The organism is Streptomyces cellostaticus (assembly GCF_023630175.1).
Classification (GTDB): domain Bacteria; phylum Actinomycetota; class Actinomycetes; order Streptomycetales; family Streptomycetaceae; genus Streptomyces; species Streptomyces cellostaticus_A.
Window position 1 is genome coordinate 22,348 of sequence record NZ_JALLIN010000005.1, and the last position, 26,542, is coordinate 48,889.

The following is a 26,542-nucleotide window of genomic DNA, read 5'->3' on the forward strand; positions in this document are numbered from 1 at the left end:
CGGTCCGGCGCGGGCCGCGTCCGCGCCGGACACTCCTACAACTCGGGCGCGCTCACACCCGTACGAGTGAGGGCGTCGACCACGGCGTCCACCACCGCCTCCACGTCGGGCACCCAGGGCGAGGCCGAGCCGGGCAGCGGGGCGCGCTCCCAGCGGACACCGCCCTCAGCGGTCTCGGACGGCGGCAGGGCGATGTAGCCGCCCTCCCCGTGGAAGCGCAGGGAACCGGGCACGAAGTCCTTGGCGTAGAGCAGTTCGCCGAGCTGCTCCATGGAGTACGGCTTGACGAGCACCGCCCAGCGGGTGGGCGCGGCGACCACCGGGCCGAGACGCATGCCCCGCCGGTCGAGCAGATCGAGGGCGCGGGCCGCCGCGGGCGCCGGCAGGCTGACCGCGCAGGGCGCCGTGCCACCGGTGGCGAGGACGATCGGCGCGCCCGGCCGGTTGGCCCACCACCAGCGCACCATGCGCGCGTCGGTGGTGGCCGCGAGCAGACCGGGGTCGAAGGGGTGGGCGCCGGGCACCGAGCACTCCGGGTCCGGGCAGGCGCAGCCGACCCGGCCCTGCGGGTCCGGGGCCACACCCGGGAGTACCGGCCACTGCCATTCCGTCGCGAAGGTCAGGGCCGCGCCGATCGGCTCGGGCCTCCCGTCGTTCCGCCTGGACAGGAGCCTGCGTCGCCTTCCGAGGATCTCGCGCATGAGCGCTCGTTCCTTTCCGTTGCACCGCTGGCAACACCGTGGGCCACATCACACCATGTGTCGATCTCTGCACTGTGCGTACCTGTTGGCGCATCACACCCCTGCGCACGGCAGGGGGACCCCAGGGGTCGGTCGTCGGCCGCGGCCTCGGTGCGTCCACCGGAAGCACGGGTGCGGCGCGGGGGTGGCGAAGCATGGCGTTTGCCGTCGCGCGTGTTTCTCTCCGCCTCCGCCACGGGAGGATGGGGCTCGGCCGTCGATGGCTATGACGTCCGGGTCCGGCGCCAGGTTCCGGGTGGCCCCCAACCACCCCTGGCCTTCATCGAGTACGTACCCATCACGACCGTTGTGACGCTCCGTGGAACGACGCCAGTCGACCGCAAAGAGCCGTTACCCGAGGCAGTTTTAGGCCAACTTGGCAGTAGGACAAGGGTTTCGAGAGAAAGCCACTTCAAACCCATGGACACCAGGAATCCTCGCAGGACAATGCTGGACATCCCCTCACGAGTGCGTGTACATGTGGAGACACTGCTAGCGGCGCAGAATGACATGGGGGTTTGCGATGCTTCTGAGCAATACGCACCGGTCTGAAGGCCGGACGCCATGAGTGCCCCCCACCCCCCGAAAGTGGCTGGAATCGATCCAACGGTTCCCACGCCCGCACACACTGTCGCGCCCGCACCCCCGGCCCCGGACGCCACCCGCGCCCCGGACGCCGCGCTTCCGGTCAGGAGCAACCCCGCTCCCACCGGCCCCGCCCCCGGGGCACTGCTCCAGGACCGGCTGGCCGGCTGGGTCTCGGACCTCACCACCCTCCACGAACTGACCGAACGCCTGTCCGCGACGAACGCGCTCGACCCCGCCCTCCAGGAGCTGCTGCGCGCCGGTTCCGCCCTCGTCGGCGCCCGCCGCGGACTGGTCGTCCTGGAGCCCGCCGACGGGCTCGGCCCCCGTACCACCGCCGGACTGGGTCTCGGCCGCGCCGATCTCGGCCACCTGGAGACCGTGCCGCGCGACGCCCTGCCGCACGGCACTCTGCTCGACGGCGGCCGGGGCACCGGTCCGCACGACGGGGTCGCCCACCCGGACCTCCTCGCCGAGGACGGCCTGGACCCCCGCCACCGCGAGGTGGCCGCCCGCCTCGGCTACGCCGCCAGTTACGCCCTGCCCCTGTCCACCGGGTCCGCCGGTCGTCTCGGTGCCGCCGTGTGGCTCTACGACGAGCCCGCCGAGCCGGACGAGCGCCGCCGCCACCTGGCCGGCCTCTACGTCCGGCACGCCGCGGAGCACCTGGCCCGGCTGCTGGAAGTGGAGCGCACGCGCGCGTGCATGGCCACCATCACCGAGGAACTGCTCCCGTCCCGGCTGCCCCGGGTGGCCGGCGTCCAGCTCGCCGCGCGGCACCGCACCTCCCCGCGCGGCGGCGGCGACTGGTACGACGCACTGCCGCTGCCCGACGCCGCCCTCGGCCTCTCCGTCGGCTCGGTCACCGGCTCCGGGCCCAGCGCGGTGGCCGCCATGGGCCGGCTGCGCGCGTCCCTGCGGGCCTACGCCGTCATGGAGGGCGAGGATCCGGTCGCCGTGCTGTCCGACCTGGAGCTGCTGCTGCGGCTGACCGAGCCCGCGCGTTCGGCCACCGCGCTGTTCGCCTACTGTGAACCGGCGCTGCGCCGGGTCACCCTGGCCGGTGCCGGGCACAGCCCGCCGCTGCTGATCGGCGAACGGCGCACCGAGTTCGCTGAGACCTCGGTCTCCGCCCCGCTCGGCATGCTCGCCTGCTGGGAGGCGCCCAGCGTGGAGGTGCAGGCCGAGGCGGGCGACACGGTCCTGCTCTACACCGACGGGCTGCTGCACCGCACCGGCGACCCCATGGACCGCGCCTTCGCCCGGCTGCACGCGGCGGCCGCCGGTATCCCGCGCGCGCTGCGCCACGACCCGGAGGCGGTCACCGACCACGTGCTGCGCACCGTGCTGCCGGACGGCCTGGACACGGCGGACAGCCCGGAGGACGTGGTCCTGCTCGCCGCCCGCTTCGACTGAGCGCCACCCCGGCCACGCGCCGTGGCCGGACCCGGACCGTCTGGCATGACCGGCCATAACAGCCGTTCCGGCCCCGGGCCGCCCGCGGTGCGACCGTACGATGATGGAGGTCCCCGCTCGGCCACGAGCAGGAGCGTCGCGGGCCCGGGGGGAGATCACATGGCGTATCGAGGAGGATCACGTGGCCGACGAGCTCAACCCGGCTGTCACCGACGAGGCTGCCACCGCAGCGGGTCCGGAAGCCGAGGCCGAGGAGCCCATCAAGCAGCGGAAGAACGGCCTGTACCCGGGCGTCTCCGACGAGCTGGCCGAGAACATGCAGTCCGGGTGGGCCGACACGGAGATGCGTGACCTGCGGCCCGTTCCGCAGGCCGCCGAGACGGCGCGCCGCCGTGCCGCGCTCTCCGCGCGCTTCCCCGGCGAGCGCCTGGTCGTCCCCGCGGGCAACCTGAAGACCCGCTCGAACGACACGGAGTACGCCTTCCGGGCCTCCGTCGAGTACGCCTACCTCACCGGCAACCAGACCGAGGACGGCGTCCTCGTCCTGGAGCCCACGGCCGGCGGGCACAAGGAGACGATCTACCTCCTGCCCCGCTCCGACCGCGAGAACGGCGAGTTCTGGCTGTCCGGCCAGGGCGAGCTGTGGGTGGGCCGCCGCCACTCGCTCACCGAGTCCGAGGTGCTGTACGGCATCCCGGCCGCCGACGTGCGCGAGCTGGCCGACCGGCTGCGCGAGGCCACCGGACCGGTGCGCGTCGTACGCGGCCACGACGCCGGCATCGAGGCCGCCCTGACCGACAAGGTGACCGCCGAGCGCGACGAGGAGCTGCGCGTCTTCCTCTCCGAGGCCCGGCTGGTCAAGGACGAGTTCGAGGTCGGCGAGCTCCAGAAGGCCGTCGACTCCACGGTCCGCGGCTTCGAGGACGTGGTGAAGGTCCTCGACAAGGCCGAGGCGACGAGCGAGCGCTACATCGAGGGCACGTTCTTCCTCCGCGCGCGCGTGGAGGGCAACGACATCGGCTACGGCTCCATCTGCGCGGCCGGCCCGCACGCCTGCACGCTGCACTGGGTGCGCAACGACGGCCCGGTGCGCTCCGGCGACCTGCTCCTGCTGGACGCCGGTGTGGAGACGCACACGCTGTACACCGCCGACGTCACGCGCACACTGCCCGTCAACGGCACGTACAGCGAGATCCAGAAGAAGGTCTACGACGCCGTGTACGAGGCCCAGGAGGCCGGCATCGCGGCGGTGAGGCCGGGCGCCAAGTTCCGCGACTTCCACGACGCCGCCCAGCGCGTGCTCGCCGAGCGGCTCGTCGAGTGGGGCCTGGTCGAGGGCCCGGTCGAGCGCGTCCTTGAGCTGGGCCTGCAGCGGCGCTGGACGCTGCACGGCACCGGTCACATGCTCGGCATGGACGTCCACGACTGCGCGGCCGCCCGCACCGAGGCCTACGTCGACGGCACGCTGGAGCCGGGCATGGTCCTCACCGTCGAGCCGGGCCTGTACTTCCAGGCCGACGACCTGACGGTCCCGGAGGAGTACCGGGGCATCGGCGTCCGCATCGAGGACGACATCCTCGTCACCGCGGACGGCAACCGGAACCTCTCGGCGGGCCTGCCGCGCCGCTCCGACGAGGTCGAGGCGTGGATGGCGGCCCTGAAGGGCTGACAGCACCCCCGAGCGGACGGTGGCCGGGCACCCCACGGGCGCCCGGCCACCGTCCGCCGCGGTGGGCCGGGCGGGACGGCCCTCCGGGCAGCGGAGCCCGGTCGTGCGACACGCGCTGGACGAGTCGGCAGTTCCGCCACGCGCCGCTGCTCGACCCCCGTCAGGCCGTGAGCAGGGACGGATCCTTCCTCCACTTGAGGATCCTGTCGAAGCTGACCACGGTCCCGCCCCGTCCCGGCTTGCCACCGATGTGCACGTGATCGGCGAGCTCCCTGATCAGACAGATCCCGCGGCCGTGCTCCGCGTCCGCGCGCGGGGGCCCGGGGTCCTGGGCCGCGGTGAAGCCCGGCCCCGAATCGGCCACCTCGATACGGCACTTCTCGCCGTCGAGGTAGGCGGTCACCCGGTACGCCTCCGAGCGGCCGGTGCGCGCGCCGTCCCCGCCGTGCTCGACGGCGTTCGCACAGGCCTCGCTGAGGGCGACGGACAGGTCGTAGCAGACGTCCGGGTCGACGCCCGCGGTCTCCATGGTGCCGATGAACAGCCGGCGTGCGAGGGGGACGCTGGCGGCCTCGCGACGCAGATGGAGTGACCACCAGATGCTCATGCTCCAGCCTCCCGGCCGCGGCTCGACATACCGTTACCTATTGCCGCGCGTGCCCGGCCGTAAGCGCACCGTTCACATGACGCCGCCCATAGGGGCGACGCGGCCCGGACGGAAACGGTGGACGGCGGAACCGATTCCGGCGCAAGGGATCTTCCGGTCATGCCGACGGTGTGCGCAGGGCGACCGATTCCGGTGACCTGCCGTGGGGCGCGTGCCGGTCCAGTGCGATGATGGCCCCGCCATGACTGCCCCCCACCCCCGCACGGCACGGCCCGGAGCCGGGCTCCGGATGCTACGGGCCGCGGTGTTCGCCGCGGTCTGTGTCGTGCTGGCCGCGGGCGGGCACGCACTGGCCTCCTGCGCGCGCGTGCCCCTGTGGACGCTCGGTGCGGGATTCCTCGGCTCCCTGCTGCTCGCGGCGCCGCTCGCCGGGCGCGCACGCTCGCTGCCCGGGATCGCCACGCTCCTCGCGCTCGGCCAGACCGCGCTGCACGTACTGTTCGGACTGGGGCAGCACGGGACCCCCGGCGCGATGTCCATGGGGCCGATGAGCACGTCGGCGGGCGACAGCGTGCTCGTCGAACGGGCCGCCCGGCTGCTGTGCGGGTCCAGCCCGTCGGCGCTCACCCCCGGACACGCCTACCGGCTCCTGCTCGACGCGCACCTCATCGACCCCGCGGGCGACCCGGCGGGCGGCATGCCCGCCATGGCGCACACGGCCGCCGGCTCCGGCGGCTCATCGGCGTCGATGCTGCCCTCCGTGCCGATGGTCCTCGCCCACGTCCTGGCCGCCGTCGCAGCCGGCTGGGTGCTGCGCCGGGGCGATCTGGCCGTGCTGCGGCTGATGGAGCTGTCGGCGCACGGGGTCACGGAGGCGGCACTCGTACGCTCCCTGCGCGCGGCGCTCGCGCTGGCCCGCGCACTGTGCGCCGGGCTGCTGCCCGCCGCCGAACCGCGTCCGCGCGCCCGCCGCGCTCCGCGCGACGAACCCCCCGCCCCGCGCACCACAGCACTCCAGCACACGGTGATCCGGCGCGGCCCGCCCGCCGCCGCGTTCCTTCTCGCCGCCTGACGCGAAGCGAGCACCACCGCACCGGAGCCGGAAACGGACGAGCCGGACGGGAGGAGCCGCCGTCGTGCGGCACGCGCGCGTGCGCGCATCACCCGGTGGCACAGCGAAAGCGCACCGCCACGCGCACGCGTACCCCCGACCACCACCGGAAACTCACTCGAAGTGGAGTGCTCCCTGCCATGAAGGCTTCTCGTATCGCCGCCGCCACCGCCGTCGCGGGCTCGGCCGTCCTCGCCCTGTCCGGCACCGCCTTCGCGCACGTCGGCGTGCAGCCCGAAGGAACCGCGGCCAAGGGCGGCTACGCGGTCGTCGACTTCAAGGTCCCCAACGAGCGCGACAACGCCTCGACCACCGAGCTCGAGGTGAACTTCCCCGCCGACCACCCGCTGGCGTCGGTCATGCCCCAGCCGCTGCCCGGCTGGAGCGTGAAGGTCACCAAGTCCAAGCTGGACAAGCCGCTGACCATGCACGGGAGGAAGATCGACGAGGCCGTCACCAAGGTCACCTGGACCGCCGACGGCAAGGGCATCGAGCCCGGCTTCTTCCAGAAGTTCCCGCTCTCCGTCGGCGCCCTGCCCGAGGACACCGACCAGCTCGTGTTCAAGGCGGTCCAGACGTACTCCAACAAGGAGGTCGTGCGCTGGATCGAGGTGCCGCAGGAGGGCCAGGCCGAGCCGGAGAACCCGGCCCCGGTGCTGGAGCTGTCCGCCGCCACCGACGACCACCACGGCACCTCGGCCGCCGACGACGAGAAGGACGGCACGACCGACGGCAAGGCCGGGCACACCGCCGCCGCCGAGGGCGCCGAGGGCGGCAGCGACACCACCGCACGCGTGCTCGGCGTGGCCGGCATCGTCATCGGTGCCGCGGGCGTGGCCTACGGCCTCCTCGCGGGCCGCCGCCGGACCGCCTGATCACCGTTCCGCGCGCGCACCGGGGGTCGTGCGACCCTTTCGTACGCCCCCCGGTGCGTGCCGGAGTCATTACATCTGGGACATTTTTCTATGCGCAAGAAGACGTTCGCCGCGGCCGCGCTGCTCGCCGCCGCCTCCCTGACCCTCTCCGCCTGCGGCAGCGGTGACGACACCGCGTCACCGGTCTCCGTGGTCTCCGAGGATTCCGACTCGGGCAAGGCCGCGACCATCCTCGACCGGCCGTTCGAGAAGCCGGACCTGGTCCTGACCGACACCCACGGCAAGAAGTACGACCTGCGCGCCGAGACCAAGGGCCACCCGACCCTCGTCTACTTCGGCTACACGCACTGCCCCGACATCTGCCCGACGACGATGAGCAACATCGCCGTCGCCAAGAAGGCGCTGCCCAAGGCCGAGCAGGACGATCTCCGGGTCGTCTTCGTCACCACGGACCCCGGCCGCGACACCCCCGCCGAGCTGGGCAAGTGGCTGAAGGGCATCGACCCCGGGTTCACCGGCCTGACCGGCGACTTCGCCACCATCCAGGCCGGCGCCCGCTCGCTGGGCATCTCCATCGAGCCGACGACGAAGGACAAGGACGGCGAGGTCGTCTCGGTGCACGGCACCCAGGTCATCGCCTTCTCCCCGAAGACCGACGACGGCTACGTCGTCTACGGCGAGGACACCACCGTCGACGACTACACCAAGGACCTGCCCGAGCTCGTGAAGGGAGCCAGGCCGTGACCGGGCGTACCGTTCTGTCCGCGACCGCCCTCGCCGGCGCCCTGGCGCTCACGGCCTGCGGCTCCGGCTCCGGCTCCGGACCGGACTCCGGCTCCGGCGCCTCGGGGGCCGAGCTGTCCGTGAGTTCGCCGTACATGCCCCAGCCGGTCTCCCCCGACATGGCCGCCGGGTTCCTGACCGTCAGCAACCGGGGCGGCGCGCAGGACACGCTGACCTCGGTCAGCAGCGACGTCGCCGACCGGGTCACCATGCACAGCACCGTCGGCGGAGCCATGCGGGAGAAGACCTCCTTCGCGATACCCGCCCACGGCCGGCTGGTCTTCAGGAGCGGCGGCAACCATCTGATGTTCGAGGGGCTGAGGCGCAGCCCGAAGCAGGGCCAGCACGTGACCCTGAAGCTCACGTTCGCCAAGTCCGAGCCCCTCACCGTCGAGATGCCGGTGAAGTCCGCCACGTACAACCCTTCGACCGGACACTGAGGAGGGACCACCTTGACGCGGACCACCACCCCCCGCCTGCGCACCCTGGTGCTGCTGCTCATCGCCGTCACCGGCGCGCTGCTCGCGGGCGCCGGTCCGGCCGCCGCGCACGCCGCGCTGACCGGCAGCGACCCCGCGCAGGGGGTGGTGGTCGACAAGGCGCCCACCCAGGTGTCGCTCACCTTCTCCGAGAAGGTGGCGATGAACGACGACTCGCTTCAGGTCCTCGACCCCAAGGGCACGAAGGTCCAGGTCGGTTCGCCGTTCAACGTGAGCGGGACCACCTACGCCGTGAAGCTCAAGGGCGGCCTGGCCAAGGGCACGTACACGGTCGGCTACCAGGTCGTCTCGGCGGACAGCCACCCGGTCGCCGGCGCCTACACCTTCTCCATCGGGGCACCGTCGCAGACCGTCGTCTCCGGCATCGGCACGACGGCGGGCGACACGGCCGTCGGCCGGCTCTACTCCCTCGGCCGGTACGTCTCCTACGCCGGCTTCATCGTGCTGACGGGCGGCGCCGCCTTCGTGCTGGCCTGCTGGCAGCGCGGCTCGGGCGTACGGGCCCTGCAGCGGCTGGTGGTGGGCGGCTGGCTGGCGCTCACCGGGGCCACGCTCTGGCTGCTGCTCCTGCGCGGCTCCTACACCTCCTCGGGGAAGTTCGGCGACGTCTTCGACCTGACCCTGCTCGGCCAGGTGCTGCAGACCAAGACCGGCGCGGCCCTGGTCTCACGGCTGCTGCTGCTCGCCGCGGCCGCGCTGTTCATCGCCGTCCTCTTCGGCGCCTACAACCGGCGGGAGGAGGACGAGGAGAAGCGGGACCTGACCTTCGGACTGGCCGTCGGCGGGGTGGTCGTGGCCTCCGGGCTCGCGGCGAGCTGGGCCATGGCCGAGCACGCCTCCACCGGACTCCAGCCGGGCATCGCCATGCCCGTCGACGTACTGCACCTGCTGGCCGTCGCCGCCTGGCTGGGCGGCGTCACCGCCCTGCTCGTCGCCCTGTACCGGGCTCCCGCCGACAACCCGGTCGAGGCCGCCGCAGTCCACCGCTTCTCCCGCCTCGCCTTCGCCTCCGTGCTCGCCCTCGTCGCCACCGGCACCTACCAGTCCTGGCGGCAGCTCGGCTCCTGGTCGGCGTTCACCGAGACCCGGTACGGGCAACTGCTGCTGGTCAAGATCGCGCTGGTGGCCCTGCTGGTCGGCGTCGCCTGGATCTCCCGGCGATGGACCGGACGGCTCGCGGACCCGGTCGGCGAGACCGGACGGACCGGGCAGCCCGCGAAGGAGCCCGTCTCCGCGCCGGCCTCCGCCGGCCGGGAGGCCGCCCCCGGCGACGGGAAGCGCGCCGCCCAGCTTGCCCGGCAGCGGGCCGCCGTGGACGCCGCCCTGCGGAAGCGGCAGCGTGACGCGGACCCGAACCGCTTCGGACTGCGCCGCTCGGTGCTCACCGAGGCCGCGGTCGCGGTCGTCCTGCTCGCCGTCACCACCTGGCTGACCCAGACCGAGCCGGGCCGTACCGAGCTGGACGCCAGGGCGGCCTCCTCGTCCTCGTCGAGTTCCGCGGCGTCCTCGTCCGGCGCGCTGACCCTGGACATGCCCTTCGACACCGGCGGCACCGACGGCAAGGGCCTGGTCCGGATCGACTTCGACCCCGCGCGCGTGGGCGGCAACGAGATGCACGTCTACGTACAGCGGCCCAACGGACGCGCCTTCGACGTCCCCGACGTGAAGGTCGCCCTCACCCTCGAGACGAGAAGGATCGGGCCGCTTCCCGTGACCCCGGACCACATCAGCACCGGCCACTGGGCGGCGCGCGGAGTGCAGATCCCCATGGCGGGCGACTGGAAGGTCGCCGTGACCGTGCGGACCTCCGACATCGACCAGGTGACCGTCTCCAAGAACGCGCAGATCGGCTGAACCACACCATGCCCGAACAGTCCCTTCCCGAGACCCGCACACCCGGCTCCCCCACCCGCGGGCCGGGCGCCCACGGTGACGCGGCCGAGGGCCGCCCCGGCGTCTCCCGGCGCACGCTGCTCGGCACCGCCGGTGCCACCGGGCTGGCGCTCGGCGCGGCCGGCGGGGCCGTGGGATACGCCTCGGCGCCCGCCCGGGCCACTCCGCTCACCTCGGTGGGCGCCGGCCGGGCGATGTTTCACGGGAAACATCAGCCCGGCATCACCGAGGCGCTCCAGGCCAGCGGCCACCTCGTGGCCTTCGACCTCGCGGCGGGGGCGGGCCGCAAGGAGGCGGCGGCCCTGCTGCGCCGCTGGTCGGCGACGGCCGAGCGGCTGATGGCGGGGGAGACGGCCCCCCACGGCGACACCGGCGTGGCGCTGGACGCGGGACCGTCCTCACTGACGATCACCTTCGGCTTCGGCCACGGCTTCTTCGGGCGGACCGGTCTGGAGAAGCAGCGGCCGACGGCCCTGGACCCGCTGCCCGACTTCTCCTCCGACCGGCTCGACAAGGCGCGCAGCGACGGCGACCTGTGGGTGCAGATCGGCGCGGACGACGCCCTCGTCGCCTTCCACGCCCTGCGCGCCATCCAGAGCGACGCCGGCCAGGCGGCCGGCGTCCGCTGGCAGATGAACGGCTTCAACCGCAGCCCCGGCGCCACCGCCCACCCCATGACGGCGCGCAACCTCATGGGCCAGATCGACGGCACCCGGAACCCCAGGCCCGCGGACGCCGACTTCGACCGTCGGATCTTCGTGCCCGCCTCGGCGGAGCCCGCGTGGATGGCGAACGGCTCCTACGCCGTCGTGCGCCGTATCCGCATGCTGCTCGACGACTGGGAGAAGCTGCCGGTCGCGGCCCAGGAAGCGGTCATCGGCCGCCGCAAGGACACCGGGGCGCCGCTGTCCGGCGGCGACGAGACGACGCCGATGGATCTGGACAAGACCGACGCCGAGGGCGGGCCGGCCGTTCCCATCAACGCCCACGCCCGGATCACCCGGCCGGACCGCAACGGCGGCGCGGCCATGCTGCGGCGCCCGTTCTCCTACCACGACGGCATCGACCGGGACGGCACGCCGGACGCCGGACTGCTCTTCGTGTGCTGGCAGGCGGACCCGCTGCGCGGCTTCGTACCGGTGCAGCGCAAGCTCGACCGGGGAGACGCACTGTCGAGGTTCATCCGGCACGAGGCCAGTGGCCTGTTCGCGGTGCCCGGCGGCGCGGCCGAGGGAGAGTACGTGGGACAGCGGCTCCTGGAGGGGTGATTACCGCCGGAACACCACCCGACCGGGATCTCAAACCACCCGTTCGAGTGGCGTCCATGAGACGGGGAAGTCCTTCGCCCCGGCGCCCATTAGGGTGAGGACATGCCAGCGAGCTATGCGTACCTCGGTCCCGAAGGCACCTTCACCGAAGTCGCCCTGCGCACGCTTCCGGAGGCGGCCACCCGGGAGCTGGTGCCCTACGTCTCGGTGCAGTCCGCGCTGGACGCGGTGCGGGCCGGCGAGGCCGAGGCCGCGTTCGTGCCGATCGAGAACTCCGTCGAGGGCGGCATCACCACCACCCTGGACGAGCTGGTCGCGGGCGAGCCGCTGACGATCTACCGCGAAGTGCTGCTGTCGATCACCTTCGCGCTGCTGGTCCGGCCGGGCACCCGGCTGGCGGACATCAAGACGGTCTCCGCGCACCCGGCGGCCCAGCCGCAGGTGCGCAACTGGCTCAGGGCGAACCTGCCGGACGCGCACTGGGAGTCGGCCGCCTCGAACGCGGACGCCGCGCGACTGGTCCAGGAGGGCCAGTACGACGCCGCCTTCGCGGGCGAGTTCGCCGCCGCCCGGTACGGTCTGGAGGCCCTGGAGACCGGCATCCACGACGCGGAGAACGCGCAGACCCGCTTCGTGCTCGTCGGCCGCCCGGCCCGGCCCGCGGCACCGACCGGTGCCGACAAGACCTCGGTGGTGCTGTGGCAGCGGGACGACCACCCGGGCGCCCTGCGCGACCTGCTGGGCGAGTTCGCCAGCCGGGGCATCAACCTCATGCTGCTGCAGTCCCGGCCGACCGGGGCCGGCATCGGCAACTACTGCTTCTGCATCGACGCCGAGGGGCACATCTCCGACCGGCGGATGGCCGAGGCGCTGATGGGGCTGAAACGGATCTGCCTCCAGGTGCGGTTCCTGGGCTCCTATCCGCGCGCCGACATCCTTCCCGGTGAGGCCAGGGCCACTCCGCCGGGCACGTCGGACCAGGAGTTCGTGGCAGCCGCCGACTGGGTGGCGCGCTGTCAGGACGGCCGGTTCTGAGGCAGCCGTAGACTGCCACCGATCAGTCCTACCTGCATATCTTCGTTATCCACAGAAGTTATCCACAGGCACGCTTCTCGACCTGGGGACAAGTCGACAAGGGCGGGCGGCTCCGTCGACAAATCGCCCCGGAAGTCCCCCTTGGGGCCACAGTCCCGCACGTCACCCTTCGTCCACCCGTTTCCTTTGGTTCATCTTTTGGGGCGACCTCTTTCCACTCGAAAGCGGGTCCCATCCCTGCTCACGGCGAGAATTCCTTCGCCCCGACGAAACTTCCGGAGTGATCAATTCCAGAATCCACAGACTTTCCGCACAGCCTGTGGATAACTCGCTCGGCGGCCCGGATCGCTGTGGACAACGCCCCCTCCAAGTGCCGCGCTCCACAAGGAAATCCGGTCAACCGAGAATGCGCCGACTGCCTCGTTCCAGGGATTGGGCCACCTTTTCTTGACACTCACCACCACTCTGCGCAATTGCCCCGAAACGGCACGTAAGGCGCGAGTCGCAATAGTGAGTCGTGACCTGCGAGCTCGCACCGGTAGCCTTGCTCGCGTGATTGACCTTCGCCTGCTCCGTGAGGACCCCGACCGTGTGCGCGCCTCCCAGCGCGCCCGTGGAGAGGACGTCGCGCTCGTCGACTCCCTCCTGTCTGCCGACGAACGGCGCAGGTCCTCCGGCGTCCGCTTCGACGAGCTGCGCGCCGAGCAGAAGTCGCTCGGCAAGCTGATCCCCAAGGCCACCCCGGAGGAGAAGGCCGAGCTGCTGGCGCGCGCCGAGCAGCTCAAGGCCGACGTCAAGGCCGCCGACGCCGAGCGCGACGCGGCCGACTCCGAGACCCAGCGGCTGCTGCAGCAGCTCGGCAACCTCGTCCACCCCGACGTGCCCGTCGGCGGCGAGGAGGACTTCGTCACGCTGGAGACGCACGGCACCGTCCGCGACTTCGGTGCCGAGGGCTTCGAGCCCAAGGACCACCTGGAGCTCGGTCAGGTGCTCGGCGCGATCGACGTCGAGCGCGGCGCCAAGGTCTCCGGCTCCCGCTTCTACTTCCTCACCGGTGTCGGCGCCCTGCTGGAGCTGGCCCTGGTCAACGCGGCCCTCGCCCAGGCCACCGCGGCCGGCTTCACCCCGATGCTGACCCCGGCGCTGGTGCGCCCGCAGTCCATGGCGGGCACCGGCTTCCTCGGGCAGGCGGCCCAGGACGTCTACCACCTCGACAAGGACGACCTGTACCTCGTCGGCACCTCCGAGGTCCCGCTCGCGGCCTACCACATGGACGAGATCATCGACGCCGACAGGCTGCCGCTGCGGTACGCCGGCTTCTCGCCCTGCTTCCGCCGCGAGGCCGGCTCGCACGGCAAGGACACGCGGGGCATCTTCCGCGTGCACCAGTTCGACAAGGTCGAGATGTTCTCGTACGTGAACCCCGAGGACTCCCAGCAGGAGCACAAGCGCCTGCTGGAGTGGGAGAAGCAGTGGCTGACCTCGCTGGAACTGCCGTTCCGCGTCATCGACGTCGCCTCCGCCGACCTCGGCGCCTCGGCCTCCCGTAAGTACGACTGCGAGGCGTGGATCCCGACCCAGGGCAAGTACCGCGAGCTGACCTCGACCTCGGACTGCACCGAGTTCCAGTCCCGCCGCCTGTCGATCCGTATGCGCGACGGCAAGCAGGTCCGCCCGCTGGCCACCCTCAACGGCACCCTGTGCGCCGTACCGCGCACGATCGTGGCGATCCTGGAGAACCACCAGCAGGCCGACGGCTCCGTCCGGGTCCCCGAGGTGCTGCGTCCCTACCTCGGCGGCCGGGAGGTCCTGGAGCCGGTCGCCAAGTGAGCGCCGGATTCCCGTACCGACTGATCGCGACCGACCTCGACGGAACGCTTCTGCGCTCCGACGAGTCGATCTCGGACCGCACCCGTGAGGCGCTCGCCGCGGCCACCGCGGCGGGCGCGGCCCACATCGTCGTCACCGGCCGTGCGGCGCCCTGGACCCGCCACGTCCTGGCCGACCTCGGCTACGACGGCCTCGCCGTCTGCGGCCAGGGTGCCCAGGTGTACGACGCCGGAGCGCACCGCCTGCTGACCTCGGTCACCCTGGACCGGCAGCTCGCGGGCGTGGCCCTGGCGAAGCTGGAGGCGGAGGTGGGCCCGCTGTACCTGGCGGCGAGCCGGGACGGCCTGGAGGGCGAGGTACTGGTGGGCCCGGGCTACGCGGTCACGGGCAACCTTCCCGCCACCCCGTTCACGGACGCGGCCGACCTGTGGTCCGCCCCGCTGAACAAGGTCTACATCCAGCATCCGACGCTCGGCGACGACGAACTCGTCGACGTCGCCCGGCGCGTGGCCGGCGGTTTCGTGACCGTGGCCATGGCGGGTGTGGGCATCGTGGAGCTGCTGCCGCTCGGCCTGTCCAAGGCCACGGGCCTCTCCCTGGCCGCGCGCCGGCTGGGCCTGAAGGCCGCCGGCACGATCGCCTTCGGCGACATGCCCAACGACATCCCGATGTTCGGCTGGGCCGCCCACGGCGTGGCCATGGGCAACGCCCACGAGGAACTCAGGGCGGTGGCGGACGAGGTCACCACCTCCAACGAGGACGACGGCGTCGCGGCGGTCCTGGAGCGGTTGCTGCCGTAGTCCGCCGCACCGCCGACGTGCCCCGCGGCTCCCTCGGGGCACGGGGAACGCCCTCGGGTCCCGGTGACGACGTCTCGCGGAGGATGCACGAATCGAACGTGCGCGGGCTTTCACACCCGACCATGGCCTGCTCCTGATCGAACACGGGGCAGGCCAGTGCCTTGCCACTCGGCCAATCCTCCGGGTGGGCGGCCCACGCGAGAGCGACATCGCGTGCTCGAAGCGGCCGCCCCGGGCAGCTCCCCTGAGCTCCACGGAGCGGTGACGATCACTCCGGAGCCCGCCTCGGGCCGCCCTGACGGGAGCTGGGCGTACTGTCGTGCATGGACATCGCCCGGCTCCTCTCCCGGTCCGTGACGCCGGGTCCGTCCCGGCGGATGGGGCACGACCACTGTGCCCCGCCCGGGATCCGGCCGCCACCGAATTAGGCGGGACCGGGGCCCTACCGCCGGCGCCACCACCGGCGCCGGCGCGCCTTGCCGAAGAACCAGCCCGCGGGCGGCTCGTCCGACCGCCAGGGCTGCGGCTCCGGCGACTCGGCGCGCCAGCGGGCGGCGAGCATCCGGGCCCGCGCGGACGGTTCGGAGGTCTGCGCGGCCCGTACGAACGCCTCGTCCAGGACGGTCTCGTCCCAGTCCTCGCCCTCGGCCCGCCCGGCTCCGCCGTGCTCCGGTGTCCGCTCAGCCATCCGCGGCCTCCCAGCCCTGCGTCCACTGCGTCCAGTGTGCCCGTGCGGGGGTGAAGGCCCCGTCAAGGACGACCGGGGCCCCCACGGGCCTACTCCTCGCCCGCCAGCTTCAGCGACCGCAGCTTCTGGCCGGCGTACCAGGTGGCCAGGACGGTGACCACGACGAGCAGCACCGTGGCCGTCGTCAGCCCGACGTCGGAGGTCACCAGGTCACCGCCGGCGAGCTTCTGGGCGACGGCGAGCGACCACTGCTGGACGCTCAGCGTGCGCGCGCCCGGCACCAGCGAGCCGAACAGCGCCTCCCAGACAAGGGCGTAGACGAGCCCGAGGACCACCGCGTGCCGGGACACCGTGCCCAGCAGCAGGAACAGCGCCGAGTAGGCGATGGAGGAGACCAGCGCGGCCACCGTGTAGGCGACGGCGATCTGCTGGCCGTTGCCGTTGAGGATCAGGCCCGCGAGCATGGTCGGCACGGCGGAGAACACCATCGTCACCGCGATGGCGACGATCAGTTTGGTCAGGATGATCGTCGGCCGCTTCAGCGGCTTGGACAGCAGGTAGACGACGGAACCGTCGTCGATCTCGGGGCCGATCGCGCCCGTGCCCGCGATGACGCCGATGATCGGCACCATGGTGGCGAGCGCGAATCCGCCCAGGACGTCGGCGGCCGTCTGGTCGTCGGCGCCGGTCAGGGCGCGTACGGCCACGGAGATCACGAGCAGCAGCAGCGGCAGCGCGCCGAGGATGAGGGCCCGGCGTCGGCCGAGCAGGGCCCGGTAGGTGAGCCGGGCGACGGTGGGGTCGTACATCAGGGGCCTCCTACGCCGCGACCAGGTACGAGAAGACGGACTCGAGGGACTCGTCGGACGGCGAGACCGTGAGCAGCCGGATGCCGTGGTCCCGGGCGACCCTCGGCAGCAGTTCGGTGAAGCGGCCGAAGTCGACGGCCTGGACGCGCAGCGCGCCCTCGGTGTCGTCGACCTCGATGCCGGACGTCGACGGGTCGGCGATCAGCGCGGCCGCCAGGGCCCGGTCGTCGCTGGAGCGCACCAGGTAGCGGTGCGGCCGGTCGGTCATCAGGCGCCGGATCCTGCGGAAGTCGCCGCTGGCGGCGTGCCGTCCGGCGACGACCACCTCGATGTGCCGGGCGAGCTGCTCGACCTCCTCGAGGATGTGCGAGGAGAAGAGCACCGTGCGGCCCTCGTCGCCCATCCGCCGCAGCAGGTCCATGAGCTGCATGCGCTGACGCGGGTCCATGCCGTTGAAGGGCTCGTCGAGCAGCAGCAGGGAGGGGTCGTGGACCAGCGCGGAGGCCATCTTCACCCGCTGGCGCATGCCCTTGGAGTACGTGGAGATCTTCCGGTCCTGCGCGTACTCCATCTCGACCGTGGCGAGCGCCCGCTGGGCGGCCTTCGGGCCGAGTCCGTGCAGTTCGGCGTTGGCGACGACGAACTCGCGGCCGGTGAGGAAGTCGTACATCGCCTCCCGCTCGGGGACGATGCCGATGTGCTGGTAGATGGCCTCGTTGCGCCACACCGGCCGCCCGTCGAGGGTGACCGAGCCGGTGGAGGGGGCGAGGAAGCCGCCCATCATGTTGATGAGGGTGGACTTCCCGGCGCCGTTCGGGCCGAGCAGGCCGGTGACACCGGGGCCGATGGTCATGGTGATGTCGTTGACGGCGACGACGTTGCCGAACCAGCGGGAGACGTGGTCGATGCTGAGGGTGGTCACAGCCCCACCTTCTTGTAGCGGCGGATCAGGAGGGCGTAGCACGCGGCGATCAGGCCGAGCACGACCAGGACGTACACCGCGCCCTCGCCGCCGGACGGGCCGGTGCCGCCGGGGAAGCCGGAGCTGCCGCCGAGGAACGCGGACTGGACGCCGTCGACCAGGGTGACCGGCGAGAACAGGCCGATCCACGGCACGGCACCGGTGTTGCCCTGCACGTCGGCGATGGCCTGGAGCGTGGAGACGGCTCCGTAGGAGATGGTCAGCACGGCGATCACGGCGGCGATGCCGAACCCGCGGCGCGGGGTGACGGCGGCGATGACCAGGCCGATACCGGCGAACAGCAGCGAGAGCAGCGCCACGGAGACCAGTCCCTGGGCGAACTCCTCGGTCTGGTGGGCGAAGCCCATCTTGGCCAGCAGCGCGCCCGCGTACATCACCAGCAGGGGGGCGCCGGTGAGGACGAACAGGGCCGAGGCGAGCGCGGCGAACTTCGCCCGCACGTAGTCGGCGGTCTCGATGGGCCGCGAGAAGTACAGCGGCACGGTCTTGAAGCGCAGGTCGCGGGAGACGGACTGGGGCGCCTGCGAGGCGACGTACAGGCTGATCACCGCCTGCATGACGATCGCCCAGCGGGTGTAGGCGTGGGCGAGCGGCAGTTCGTGCGCCTTGGTGGCCACCGCGACGGCCACCATGATGGCCGCGGGCACGCACATCACCACGAACAGCAGCATCGGCAGCACTTTGGACTTCACCGAGCGGCCGAGGCCGTAGGCGCCGCACAGGGACTGCGAGTACAGCGAGCGGCGGGCGTAGCCGCGGCCGAGCCGGGGGCCGTCGTAGCCGCGGTAGCCGATGTCGTGGATGCGGGACTGGTCACCGCCGGCGGTCACCGGCGCGGGCTGCTCAACCGCCATGGCCGACGGCCTCCTTCCGCTGGTCGTCGCTGCTGGTGAACACCTCGGAGATGTGGTGCCGGCGCTGCTCCATGCGGACCAGGCCGAGACCGAGGTCGGCGACGACGTCGCGCACCAGGTCGTACGTCTCCTCGCCGGGGGCGGTCAGCAGCAGGATGTGTCCGGCGCCGGGCAGGCCGCCGCCCTCGTCGTGGGTCTCCACCCCGCGCGCGTGCAGCGCCTCGCGGACCGCGCGGGTGCCGTCCGGGTGGCCGTCGCTGTCGGTGACCTCGATCGCGAGGGTGGTCGTGGTCTGGGTGAAGTCGGTGGTGGAGCTGGACCGCAGCAGTGTGCCGCCGTCGATGACGACGACGTGGTCGCAGGTGCGTTCCAGCTCGCCCAGCAGGTGCGAGGTGACCAGGACCGAGATGCCGAAGTCGGTGTGGATGCGGCGGATCAGGCCGAGCATCTCGTCCCGGCCGACCGGGTCCAGGCCGTTGGTCGGCTCGTCCAGGAAGACCAGCCGCGGGTCGTGCACCAGGGCCTGGGCCAGCTTGACCCGCTGCTTCATGCCGGTGGAGTAGCCGCCGATGGGACGGTAGCGCTCCTCGTACAGGCCGACGTGGCGCAGGGTGTCCGCGGTGCGCTCGCGCGCGGCGGTGGGCGGCAGGCCGGACATGCGCGCCATGTGCACGACGAACTCGGTGGCCGAGACGTCGGGCGGCAGGCAGTCGTGCTCCGGCATGTAGCCCACCCGCTCCCGGATGGCGGCGCCCTCGGTCGCCACGTCGAGGCCGAGCACCGCGGCGCGGCCCTCCGTGGCGGGGGACAGCCCCAGCAGGATCTTGATCAGGGTGGACTTGCCGGCGCCATTGGCTCCGACGAGTCCGGTCACTCCGGGTCCGATGTCCATGGACAGCCGGTCGAGCGCGGTCACCCGTGGGAACCGCTTGCTCAGGCTTTCGGTCGCGATCACAGTCACAGTACGAAGGTAGTGACGTCGGCCACTGCGGTCGTCAGACCTCAGAGCGCTCTTCACGTCAGACTCGAGGAGGACGGGACCCTGAACGATCCCCTGCCCCGGACCTACCCGGCACCCACCCGCCGCCCGTCGTCCACAGGCCTTGATCCACCCTATTGACGCCACCTCTAACAACTGTCACATTCACCAGTGTCAAGTTACGGACGCGTACCGCGGTCGACGGACGGGGCGGCATGACGACGGCAGTGAGCAGCGAACTCTCCGCGGAACTGCGGGGATTCAGGCGGGTGCAGCGCCTCGCCTACGAGTGCGCGGAGGCGGTCGCGGCACGCCTGGAGCCGGGTGTGACCGAGCGGGAGGCCGCCCGCATGCAGCGCGTGTGGCTGCGTGAGCGCGGCGTGCGGGACTGGTTCCACCTGCCGTTCGCCTGGTTCGGCGACCGCACGGCGTTCGTGAACTTCCGCGTGCCGCTGCAGTTCTTCCCGACCGACCGGCGGCTCGAGCCCGGGATGCCGTTCATCCTGGACATGGCCCCGGTGTTCGGGGGATGCACGGCGGACATCGGCTACTCGGGATCGCTCGGCGTCAACCCGGTGCAGGACCGGCTGATGGCGGACCTGGAGGCGCACCGCGAGCTGATCCTGCGGGAGGTGCGCGAGCGGCGCCCGCTGCGCGGGATCTACCAGGACGTGGACCGACTCATGGACCGCCAGGGCTACGCCAACCGGCACCGGGCGTATCCCTTCGGGGTGATCGCCCACAAGGTGGACCGGGTGAGGGCCCGCCGCTTCTCCCCGCACCTGTTCGGGTTCGGCACGCGGTCCCTCAGGGGGCTCGCCGCCGACGCCCTGCACGGCCACCGCGAGGGCTGGTCGCCCCTGTGGTCGCCGTACCGCTTCTCCGACCACCCGCCGCGGCCGGGTCTGTGGGCGGTCGAACCTCACCTCGGGTTCCGGGGTACGGGCGCGAAGTTCGAGGAGATCCTGGTGGTCACCGACTCCCGGGACCCCGTGGAGGGCGCCTTCTGGCTGGACGACGATCTGCCGCACGTGCGGCGCTGGGCGGAGGCGAAGTGACACTGAAGGGGGCGCGTGAGCGCCGGGTGCGCACCGGCGGGGTCGAGCTGTGCGTGGCCGAGCTGGGCGATCCGAGGCAGCCCACGGTGGTGCTGGTGCACGGCTATCCGGACAGCATGGAGGTGTGGTCGGAGGTGGCCGTACGCCTCGCCGACCGCTTCCACGTGGTGCTGTACGACGTGCGCGGCCACGGCCGCTCCACCGCGCCGCGGCCGCTGCGCGGTGGTTTCACCCTGCCCAAGCTGACCGACGACTTCATGGCCGTGGTGGACGCGGTGAGCCCGGACCGGCCGGTGCACCTGGTGGGCCACGACTGGGGCTCGGTGCAGTCCTGGGAGTTCGTCACGGTGGGCCGCACCAAGGGCCGCATCGCCTCCTTCACCTCCATGTCCGGGCCGTCCCTCGACCACTTCGGGCACTGGATCGGCGCGCGCGTGAAACGGCCGACGCCCCGGCGGGTGGGCCAGCTCCTCGGCCAGGGCGCCAGATCCTGGTACGTCTACCTGCTGCACGCCCCCGCCCTGCCGGAACTGGCCTGGCGGGGCCCGCTCGGCAAGCGCTGGCCCAGGATCCTGGAACGGGCCGAGAAGGTCCCGGCCGGTGCCCACCCGGCCGCGTCCCTGCCCTCGGACGCCGCGCACGGCGCCTGGCTGTACCGGGACAACGTACGGGCCCGCCTGCGCAGGCCCCGCCCGGACGCGTTCGCGCACGCGCCCGTGCAACTGATCACGCCCCTGGGGGACGCGTTCCTGTCGGAGCGGCTCTACGACGACCTGGACACGTGGGTACCGCGGCTGACCCGCCGCGCCCTGCCCGCCGGGCACTGGATCCCGCGCACCCGGCCCGATCAAGTGGCCGCATGGATCGACGAGTTCGTCACGAGCGTCGAGGACGGCCGGCCGGAGACGAAGGCCACCGGCCGCCACGCGGACCGGTTCGGCGGGCAGTTGGTGCTCGTCACCGGCGCGGGCAGCGGCATAGGCCGGGCCACGGCGTTCGCCTTCGCCGAGGCCGGGGCACGGGTGGTGGCCGTCGACCGCGACGCCGAGGCGGCCGCCCGTACCGCCGAACTGTCCCGGCTGATCGGTGCCCCCGAGGCCTGGGCGGAGACGGCGGACGTCTCGGACGAGCAGGCCATGGAGAAGCTGGCGGAGCGGGTGCACACCGCGTACGGCGTGCTGGACGTGCTCGTCAACAACGCGGGCATCGGCCTCGCGGGCTCCTTCTTCACCACGACCACCGAAGACTGGCGCAAGGTCCTGGACGTCAATCTGTGGGGGGTCATCCACGGTTGCCGGCTCTTCGGCGCGCGGATGGCGGAGCGCGGGCAGGGCGGCCACATCGTCAACGTCGCCTCGGCGGCCGCCTATCAGCCGTCCCGGGCGCTGCCGGCCTACAGCACGTCCAAGGCGGCGGTCCTGATGCTCTCCGAGTGCCTGCGCGCCGAACTCGCCGGGCAGGACATCGGAGTCACGGCGATCTGCCCGGGGCTGGTCAACACCAACATCACCGCCACGGCCCGCTTCACCGGCGTCGACGCGGCGGAGGAAAGCCGCCGCCGGCAGCGCTCGGCCCGCCTCTACGGCCTGCGCAACTACCCTCCGGAGAAGGTCGCGGACGCCGTTCTGGACGCGGTGACCCGCAACAGGGCGGTGGTGCCGGTGACCCCGGAGGCCCGTGGCGCCCACCTGCTGTCCCGTTTCATGCCGGGAACCCTGCGAAGGCTCGCCCGCCTGAACCCGAACCCATGAGGCACTCCGAGCCCGGTACCGGCTCGGGCGACGGGGTCGAGGGCGCCCGTACGACCGGCCCCCCACCGCGCGGGACGTACCGCATCGAGGATCTGGCCCACCGCTCCGGCACCACGGTGAGGACCATCCGCGCCTACCAGGACAAGGACCTGCTCCCCCGCCCCCGGCGCCAGGGCCGGGCCAACCTCTACTCCGACCTCCACCTCGCCCGCCTGCGCCAGATCGCCCACCTCCTCGACCGCGGCTACACCCTCGCCTCGATCAGGGAACTCCTGGACGCCTGGGACACCGGACGCGGCCTGGGCGGCGTCCTGGGCCTGGCCGCGGAGGTGGCGGGCCCGTGGACCGACGAGCGACCGACCCGCATCACCCGCGCGGAGCTCGACGCCCGCTTCGGCGGGGCCCCCGACGACGACGCCGTGACCGAGGCGATCGAACTGGGCGTCCTCGAACCGCTGGTGGAGGATTCCGACTCCTTCCTCGTCCCCAGCCCCCAAGAGCTCGATGTGGCCGCGGAGTTGCACTCCGCTGGGGTTCCCCTGCCCGCGATCGCGGGCCACCTGCGGGAGTTGCGCTGCGACATCGAGCACATCGCCGCCCGTTTCCTGGAGTTCACCACCGAGCACGTCTTCGCCCGCTACCTGGACGATCCGGCCCGCCGCACGGACGCCCACGCGGCCGAAGCGGCCTCCCTGGTGCGCAGGCTGCGCCCACTGGCCCGGCAGACGGTGGACGCCGAACTCGCCCGCGCCATGCACGCGTTCGCGGTGCGACATCTGCGATCCGGCCTCGGGGCCGACGACCCGTCGCCACCGGCCGAGGGCAGGCGCTCCGTCGAGCTGCCGGCGGAGGTGATCAGCGCTGTCGAGGCCCTGGTTGGCCGGGACCGGGCATCCGCCTTCATAGCCCTGGCCGCCGAACGGGAGCTCAGGGCAAGGGCTTTGGACGACATGATCACAACAGGACCACCGGATGAGGCAGTTGACCAAAGTCCCTGAATCGGAAGCCCGTTGTCCACAACTTATCCAAATAGCCTGTGGATAAAGCGAGTTGCCTGTGGATCAAACCTCCGGGCAAAAATGACCTGCGTGATCCGCGTCTCTCCCGCACCCTGGAGAGATGGACGACAGACGCATCGTGAAGGTGTCGAAGTACCTCTCGAAACACCTCCGCCACCAGCCCGAGCGCATCGGCCTCACGCTGGACCCGGCCGGCTGGGTCGAGATCGACACGCTGATCGCCGCGTGCGCCGGGCACGGCTTCCGCCTCACCCGCGAGGAACTCGACCATGTGGTGGCCGCCAACGACAAGCAGCGCTTCGCCGTCGAGGGCACCCGGATCCGCGCCAGCCAGGGGCACAGCGTCGAGGTGGACCTCGGCCTGCCGCCCGTGCCCCCGCCGCCGTACCTCTACCACGGCACCGTCGCCCGGAGCCTGGACGCGATCCGCGCCGAGGGCCTGCGGCCCATGAACCGGCACGATGTCCATCTGTCCGCCGACCGCGAGACCGCGACCCGGGTCGGCTCACGCCGTGGCAGGCCCGTCGTCCTCGCCGTGGACGCGGGCGCCATGCACCGGGACGGCCACGCCTTCCACGTGAGCGCGAACGGGGTCTGGCTCACCCGGGCGGTACCGCCCCGCTACCTGCGCTTCCCGGGGCCGCACTGACCTCCGGCCCCGCGCGGACGCCCGCCGCCCACGCGCTCTGTCGCGGTGCGGCCACCCGGGGTGACCGATTTCGGCCGTTGCCGAGCCTCCCCCGTACGCTCGGACGCACGAGTCTGTGTCTGAGCACCGTGATCCTGCCGTACCGCCGCTGGAGCGGGGGCGGCCGAGCGGCCTGGGTACGGGCCTGGGAGCTCGGTTTCCACACCGCGTACACCTACGATCACCTGTCCTGGCGCAGCTTCCGCGACGGCCCGTGGTTCGGTGCCGTGCCGACCCCGACCGCCGCCGCGGGCGTCAGCGACCGGATCCGCCTCGGCACCCTGGTCACCTCGGTCAAGCCTTGTTCGTGCATCACGCGCTGACCCGCAGGAAAATGGAGATCGCCCAGCACCTTCCGGTGCTGGGCGATCAGAGGGGCCGAATCCTGGCGGTCAGAGATGCCGCGGCGGTCCGAGCAGCGGGGTGCGGACCGGGGCGGCGAGCCCGACGAAGACCACCATCTGGTGGTCGCCGGGATTGGTCTGCAACGGGATGGTGCGCCAGTTGTTGGCCAGCCAGACGTTCCCGGAGGGATCGATCTGGACGGCGGTGTTCCGCTTCAGCCCGTCGCTGGTGTAACCGGTGTCGGCCGGAGAGATCGGATCACCGGTGCGGAGACCGGGCGGGCAGGCGGACACGCGGGCTCCGCACAGGTTGGCCAGGCGATGGCCGCCGAAGTTCGCCACCCAGACCGTGTCGTCGCCGTCGACGGCGATCCCCCAGGGCAGGAACAGGCCGTCGTTGACGAACGGCTTGGCGGGCTTGGTCCCGTCGGGACGCACCAGGGTGACCGAGGCGTCGACCTGGCGCGTGACGATGTCCTCGACGGCCTCGGCGACCATGGCGGGGGTGGTGCCCTCGCACGGTGCGACCACCGCTCCGCCGTTGGCCACCCACACATTGCCCAGCGTGTCGGAGGCGATGCCCATGGGCCGCTTGATGCCGCCGCCGGTGATCGAGCGCAGCGGCTCGCCCCGCGAGGACAGCATCGTCACGCTGTCGCTCCCGTTCCCGGTCACCCAGGCACGCCCCCGGGTGTCCACCGTGACACCGAACGGTTTGATGAGGCTGTCACCGCCCGGTGCGATGTTCCGGGCACGGACCGCGTCCCCGCGCGGGATCCTGGTCACGCTTCTGCCGCCGCAGTTGGCGACCCAGATGTTCCCCTCCCGGTCCGAGATGATCCCCTGAGGCTGGACGATGTCGCCGAAGCGCCAGCCCTGGCGCGGCGAAAGGGGCCGTCCCCCAGGCGTGAACTGCGAGACGCTGCGGTAGAGAAGACTGGCGTCGAGCGGACAGCCGGTGCCCTGGAAGCCGAAGTTGGCGGCCCACACCCGCCCCTTGGGGTCGATGGTGGTGCCGAAACCCACCCCGTACAGCCCGCCCCCCCGGTACGGGGCACCGGGGACGTCCTGGCCCGTCGGAGTGAGCCGGGACAGGATGCGGGAGCCGCACACGGACCTCCGGGGATCGGCGTCGAACGTGTAGTTGTTGCCGATCCAGGCCGTGCCCTCCGCATCGAACGCGACGCTCCCCGGACCGTCCAGCTCATGACCGTTGCCCACGTAGCGCAGGGCGATGGTCCAGGCGTCGGGCGCCTTGGCCAGCCGGGGCCGGTACGTGTCGCGGCCCTTTCCCAGAGCGAACAGCCCGGCGACGTGGTTGCCGGGGAGCCGGGCGATGTCCGCGACGGCCTGGAAGGTCTCCCGTGGCGCGGGTGCCCCGGGACGTCGGGCCAGGGCGAGGAGGCTCTCACAGGTCCGGCCCGCGGTGCAGCCGGACAGGATGTCGGCCAGCGTGTTGAAAGCGCGCAGGGTGGATGTCTGGTCGCCGTTCGGGGCGGTGGTGAGTACCTCGGCCGCCGACCCGTCGCCGATGTCCGCGAGGTTGTGCGAGACGGCCGCGGCGTTCTGAAGCCCGGGACGGCGGCCCGCCACCTCACCCCCCTGTGTGAACTGCGCCATCGCGAAGCCCGCCGCGACCGTGGTGCGCTCGTTGAGCACGACCTTGCCGTGACGCCGCCCGGTGCCGATCATCGCGACCAGCCGGACCGGCCGCACACGATGCCCGGTCCGGCTGGGCGGGCGGCCCGCTGGCCCCGAGTCCGCGGTCAGGTACAGCACGGCGGCCGGACTGTCCGGGGCGCGGTAGGACAGGGTGAAGCGGCCATGGGCGTCGCTGCGGGTGCGGGCCAGCGGGCGGGCGCCGGCCCCGGGGCGGTCCCCGGCCTGAAGCAGCGTCACCTGGGCGCCGGCGATGGGCCGCTCGGCGCTTCGCACGACCCCCCGTTGCTTCAGCGTCCCGGGCCCGGTCGGTGGGCCGCCGGCGGCTCCCGGTGAGACGGAGGCCGAGACCGAGAGGCTGGCCAGAACAGCGGTGAGCAGGGCGGCTCTGCGACGACGCACGGGAGTTGCCTTTCACGGGCAGGGACATGAAGCCGCCGGTGTCCTCTGCGGTCAGGTCGCAGCGACCGGGCGACGACTCACGGTCCCAGGCGACTGACGGGCATCCGGGGCAGGCGTCGCGGCGCGAAGGCGTGACGACCTGTTCAGGTGACGGGACGGGGCCAGACGGCGTCAGCATCGTGCGGACGGGCGCCACG

Annotated in this window: 23 protein-coding genes, 1 tRNA gene and 1 pseudogene; 16 read left to right on the top strand and 9 right to left on the bottom strand. The window is 72.3% G+C overall.

All coding sequences use genetic code 11. The features are described 5' to 3' along the window. Nucleotides 1-35 precede the first annotated feature (35 nt). Nucleotides 36-701, bottom strand: a complete 666-nt coding sequence (locus MXD57_RS04355) for a bifunctional DNA primase/polymerase (protein ID WP_250399929.1) — start codon at nt 699-701, stop codon at nt 36-38. 603 nt (nt 702-1,304) lie between these two features. On the opposite strand from MXD57_RS04355, the gene MXD57_RS04360 reads away from it, so the two are divergent. Further along, the gene (locus MXD57_RS04360; RefSeq protein ID WP_250399930.1) at nt 1,305-2,741 is read left to right on the top strand and encodes a PP2C family protein-serine/threonine phosphatase; all 1,437 of its coding nucleotides are present in this window, start codon (nt 1,305-1,307) and stop codon (nt 2,739-2,741) included. Nucleotides 2,742-2,922: 181 nt separating this feature from the next. After that, complete coding sequence (locus tag MXD57_RS04365) at nt 2,923-4,410, top strand: aminopeptidase P family protein (protein ID WP_250399931.1); 1,488 nt, start codon at nt 2,923-2,925, stop codon at nt 4,408-4,410. A 160-nt stretch (nt 4,411-4,570) separates the two neighbouring features. On the opposite strand, the gene MXD57_RS04370 is transcribed toward MXD57_RS04365, so the two are convergent. After that, entirely contained in the window at nt 4,571-5,017 is a 447-nt protein-coding gene (locus tag MXD57_RS04370) for an ATP-binding protein (RefSeq protein ID WP_250399932.1), read from the bottom strand. 241 nt (nt 5,018-5,258) lie between these two features. Here MXD57_RS04370 and MXD57_RS04375 point away from each other — a divergent pair, with 241 nt between their 5' ends. The 9 genes from MXD57_RS04375 (at nt 5,259) to MXD57_RS04415 (ending at nt 15,112) form a co-directional block, all read left to right on the top strand. Continuing rightward, entirely contained in the window at nt 5,259-6,089 is an 831-nt protein-coding gene (locus tag MXD57_RS04375) for a hypothetical protein (protein WP_250399933.1), read from the top strand. A gap of 179 nt (nt 6,090-6,268) precedes the next feature. Further along, entirely contained in the window at nt 6,269-7,003 is a 735-nt protein-coding gene (locus MXD57_RS04380; RefSeq protein ID WP_250399934.1) for a YcnI family copper-binding membrane protein, read from the top strand. A 90-nt stretch (nt 7,004-7,093) separates the two neighbouring features. Further along, nucleotides 7,094-7,747, top strand: a complete 654-nt coding sequence (locus MXD57_RS04385) for an SCO family protein (RefSeq protein ID WP_250399935.1) — start codon at nt 7,094-7,096, stop codon at nt 7,745-7,747. Beyond that, on the top strand, nt 7,744-8,226 hold the full coding sequence (locus MXD57_RS04390) for a copper chaperone PCu(A)C (RefSeq protein WP_250399936.1): 483 nt from the start codon (nt 7,744-7,746) through the stop codon (nt 8,224-8,226). The genes MXD57_RS04385 and MXD57_RS04390 overlap by 4 nt, the downstream gene beginning before the upstream one ends. A 12-nt stretch (nt 8,227-8,238) precedes the next feature. After that, nucleotides 8,239-10,140, top strand: coding sequence for a copper resistance CopC/CopD family protein (locus MXD57_RS04395; RefSeq protein ID WP_250399937.1), 1,902 nt, complete (start codon nt 8,239-8,241; stop codon nt 10,138-10,140). Nucleotides 10,141-10,148: 8 nt separating this feature from the next. Beyond that, on the top strand, nt 10,149-11,447 hold the full coding sequence (efeB, locus tag MXD57_RS04400) for an iron uptake transporter deferrochelatase/peroxidase subunit (RefSeq protein WP_250399938.1): 1,299 nt from the start codon (nt 10,149-10,151) through the stop codon (nt 11,445-11,447). 102 nt (nt 11,448-11,549) lie between these two features. Beyond that, entirely contained in the window at nt 11,550-12,482 is a 933-nt protein-coding gene (pheA, locus tag MXD57_RS04405; protein WP_250399939.1) for a prephenate dehydratase, read from the top strand. Nucleotides 12,483-13,034: 552 nt separating this feature from the next. Beyond that, nucleotides 13,035-14,312, top strand: coding sequence for a serine--tRNA ligase (gene serS / locus MXD57_RS04410; protein ID WP_250399940.1), 1,278 nt, complete (start codon nt 13,035-13,037; stop codon nt 14,310-14,312). Then, on the top strand, nt 14,309-15,112 hold the full coding sequence (locus MXD57_RS04415) for an HAD family hydrolase (protein WP_250399941.1): 804 nt from the start codon (nt 14,309-14,311) through the stop codon (nt 15,110-15,112). Before serS ends, MXD57_RS04415 begins: the two co-directional genes overlap by 4 nt. Nucleotides 15,113-15,189: 77 nt before the next feature. Here the strand turns inward: MXD57_RS04415 and MXD57_RS04420 are convergent. The 6 genes from MXD57_RS04420 to MXD57_RS04445 form a co-directional block, all read right to left on the bottom strand. Next, nucleotides 15,190-15,294, bottom strand: a tRNA-OTHER gene (locus MXD57_RS04420). Nucleotides 15,295-15,554: 260 nt separating this feature from the next. Continuing rightward, nucleotides 15,555-15,800: an SGM_3592 family protein gene (locus MXD57_RS04425; protein WP_250399942.1), complete on the bottom strand. Its 246-nt coding sequence runs from the start codon at nt 15,798-15,800 to the stop codon at nt 15,555-15,557. Nucleotides 15,801-15,889: 89 nt separating this feature from the next. Then, nucleotides 15,890-16,609, bottom strand: a complete 720-nt coding sequence (locus MXD57_RS04430) for an ABC transporter permease (protein WP_250399943.1) — start codon at nt 16,607-16,609, stop codon at nt 15,890-15,892. A 10-nt stretch (nt 16,610-16,619) separates the two neighbouring features. Next, complete coding sequence (locus tag MXD57_RS04435; RefSeq protein WP_250399944.1) at nt 16,620-17,531, bottom strand: ABC transporter ATP-binding protein; 912 nt, start codon at nt 17,529-17,531, stop codon at nt 16,620-16,622. Further along, entirely contained in the window at nt 17,528-18,445 is a 918-nt protein-coding gene (locus MXD57_RS04440; RefSeq protein WP_250399945.1) for an ABC transporter permease, read from the bottom strand. The genes MXD57_RS04435 and MXD57_RS04440 overlap by 4 nt, the downstream gene beginning before the upstream one ends. Then, a complete protein-coding gene (locus MXD57_RS04445; RefSeq protein ID WP_250400070.1) occupies nt 18,435-19,400 on the bottom strand; it encodes an ABC transporter ATP-binding protein in 966 nt (321 codons plus the stop codon). The genes MXD57_RS04440 and MXD57_RS04445 overlap by 11 nt, the downstream gene beginning before the upstream one ends. A 239-nt stretch (nt 19,401-19,639) precedes the next feature. On the opposite strand from MXD57_RS04445, the gene MXD57_RS04450 reads away from it, so the two are divergent. From MXD57_RS04450 to MXD57_RS04470, 5 genes and pseudogenes are all read left to right on the top strand, one after another. Then, nucleotides 19,640-20,482: a M24 family metallopeptidase gene (locus MXD57_RS04450; RefSeq protein ID WP_250399946.1), complete on the top strand. Its 843-nt coding sequence runs from the start codon at nt 19,640-19,642 to the stop codon at nt 20,480-20,482. Next, nucleotides 20,479-22,233: an SDR family oxidoreductase gene (locus tag MXD57_RS04455; protein ID WP_250399947.1), complete on the top strand. Its 1,755-nt coding sequence runs from the start codon at nt 20,479-20,481 to the stop codon at nt 22,231-22,233. The genes MXD57_RS04450 and MXD57_RS04455 overlap by 4 nt, the downstream gene beginning before the upstream one ends. Further along, complete coding sequence (locus tag MXD57_RS04460) at nt 22,230-23,231, top strand: MerR family transcriptional regulator (RefSeq protein ID WP_250399948.1); 1,002 nt, start codon at nt 22,230-22,232, stop codon at nt 23,229-23,231. Before MXD57_RS04455 ends, MXD57_RS04460 begins: the two co-directional genes overlap by 4 nt. A 121-nt stretch (nt 23,232-23,352) precedes the next feature. Further along, a complete protein-coding gene (locus MXD57_RS04465; protein ID WP_250399949.1) occupies nt 23,353-23,901 on the top strand; it encodes an RNA 2'-phosphotransferase in 549 nt (182 codons plus the stop codon). 77 nt (nt 23,902-23,978) lie between these two features. Next, a pseudogene (locus tag MXD57_RS04470) lies at nt 23,979-24,233 on the top strand (LLM class flavin-dependent oxidoreductase); the annotation flags it as partial. Between the two features lie 99 nt (nt 24,234-24,332). Here the strand turns inward: MXD57_RS04470 and MXD57_RS04475 are convergent. Then, on the bottom strand, nt 24,333-26,219 hold the full coding sequence (locus MXD57_RS04475; protein ID WP_250399950.1) for a hypothetical protein: 1,887 nt from the start codon (nt 26,217-26,219) through the stop codon (nt 24,333-24,335). Nucleotides 26,220-26,542 lie beyond the last annotated feature (323 nt).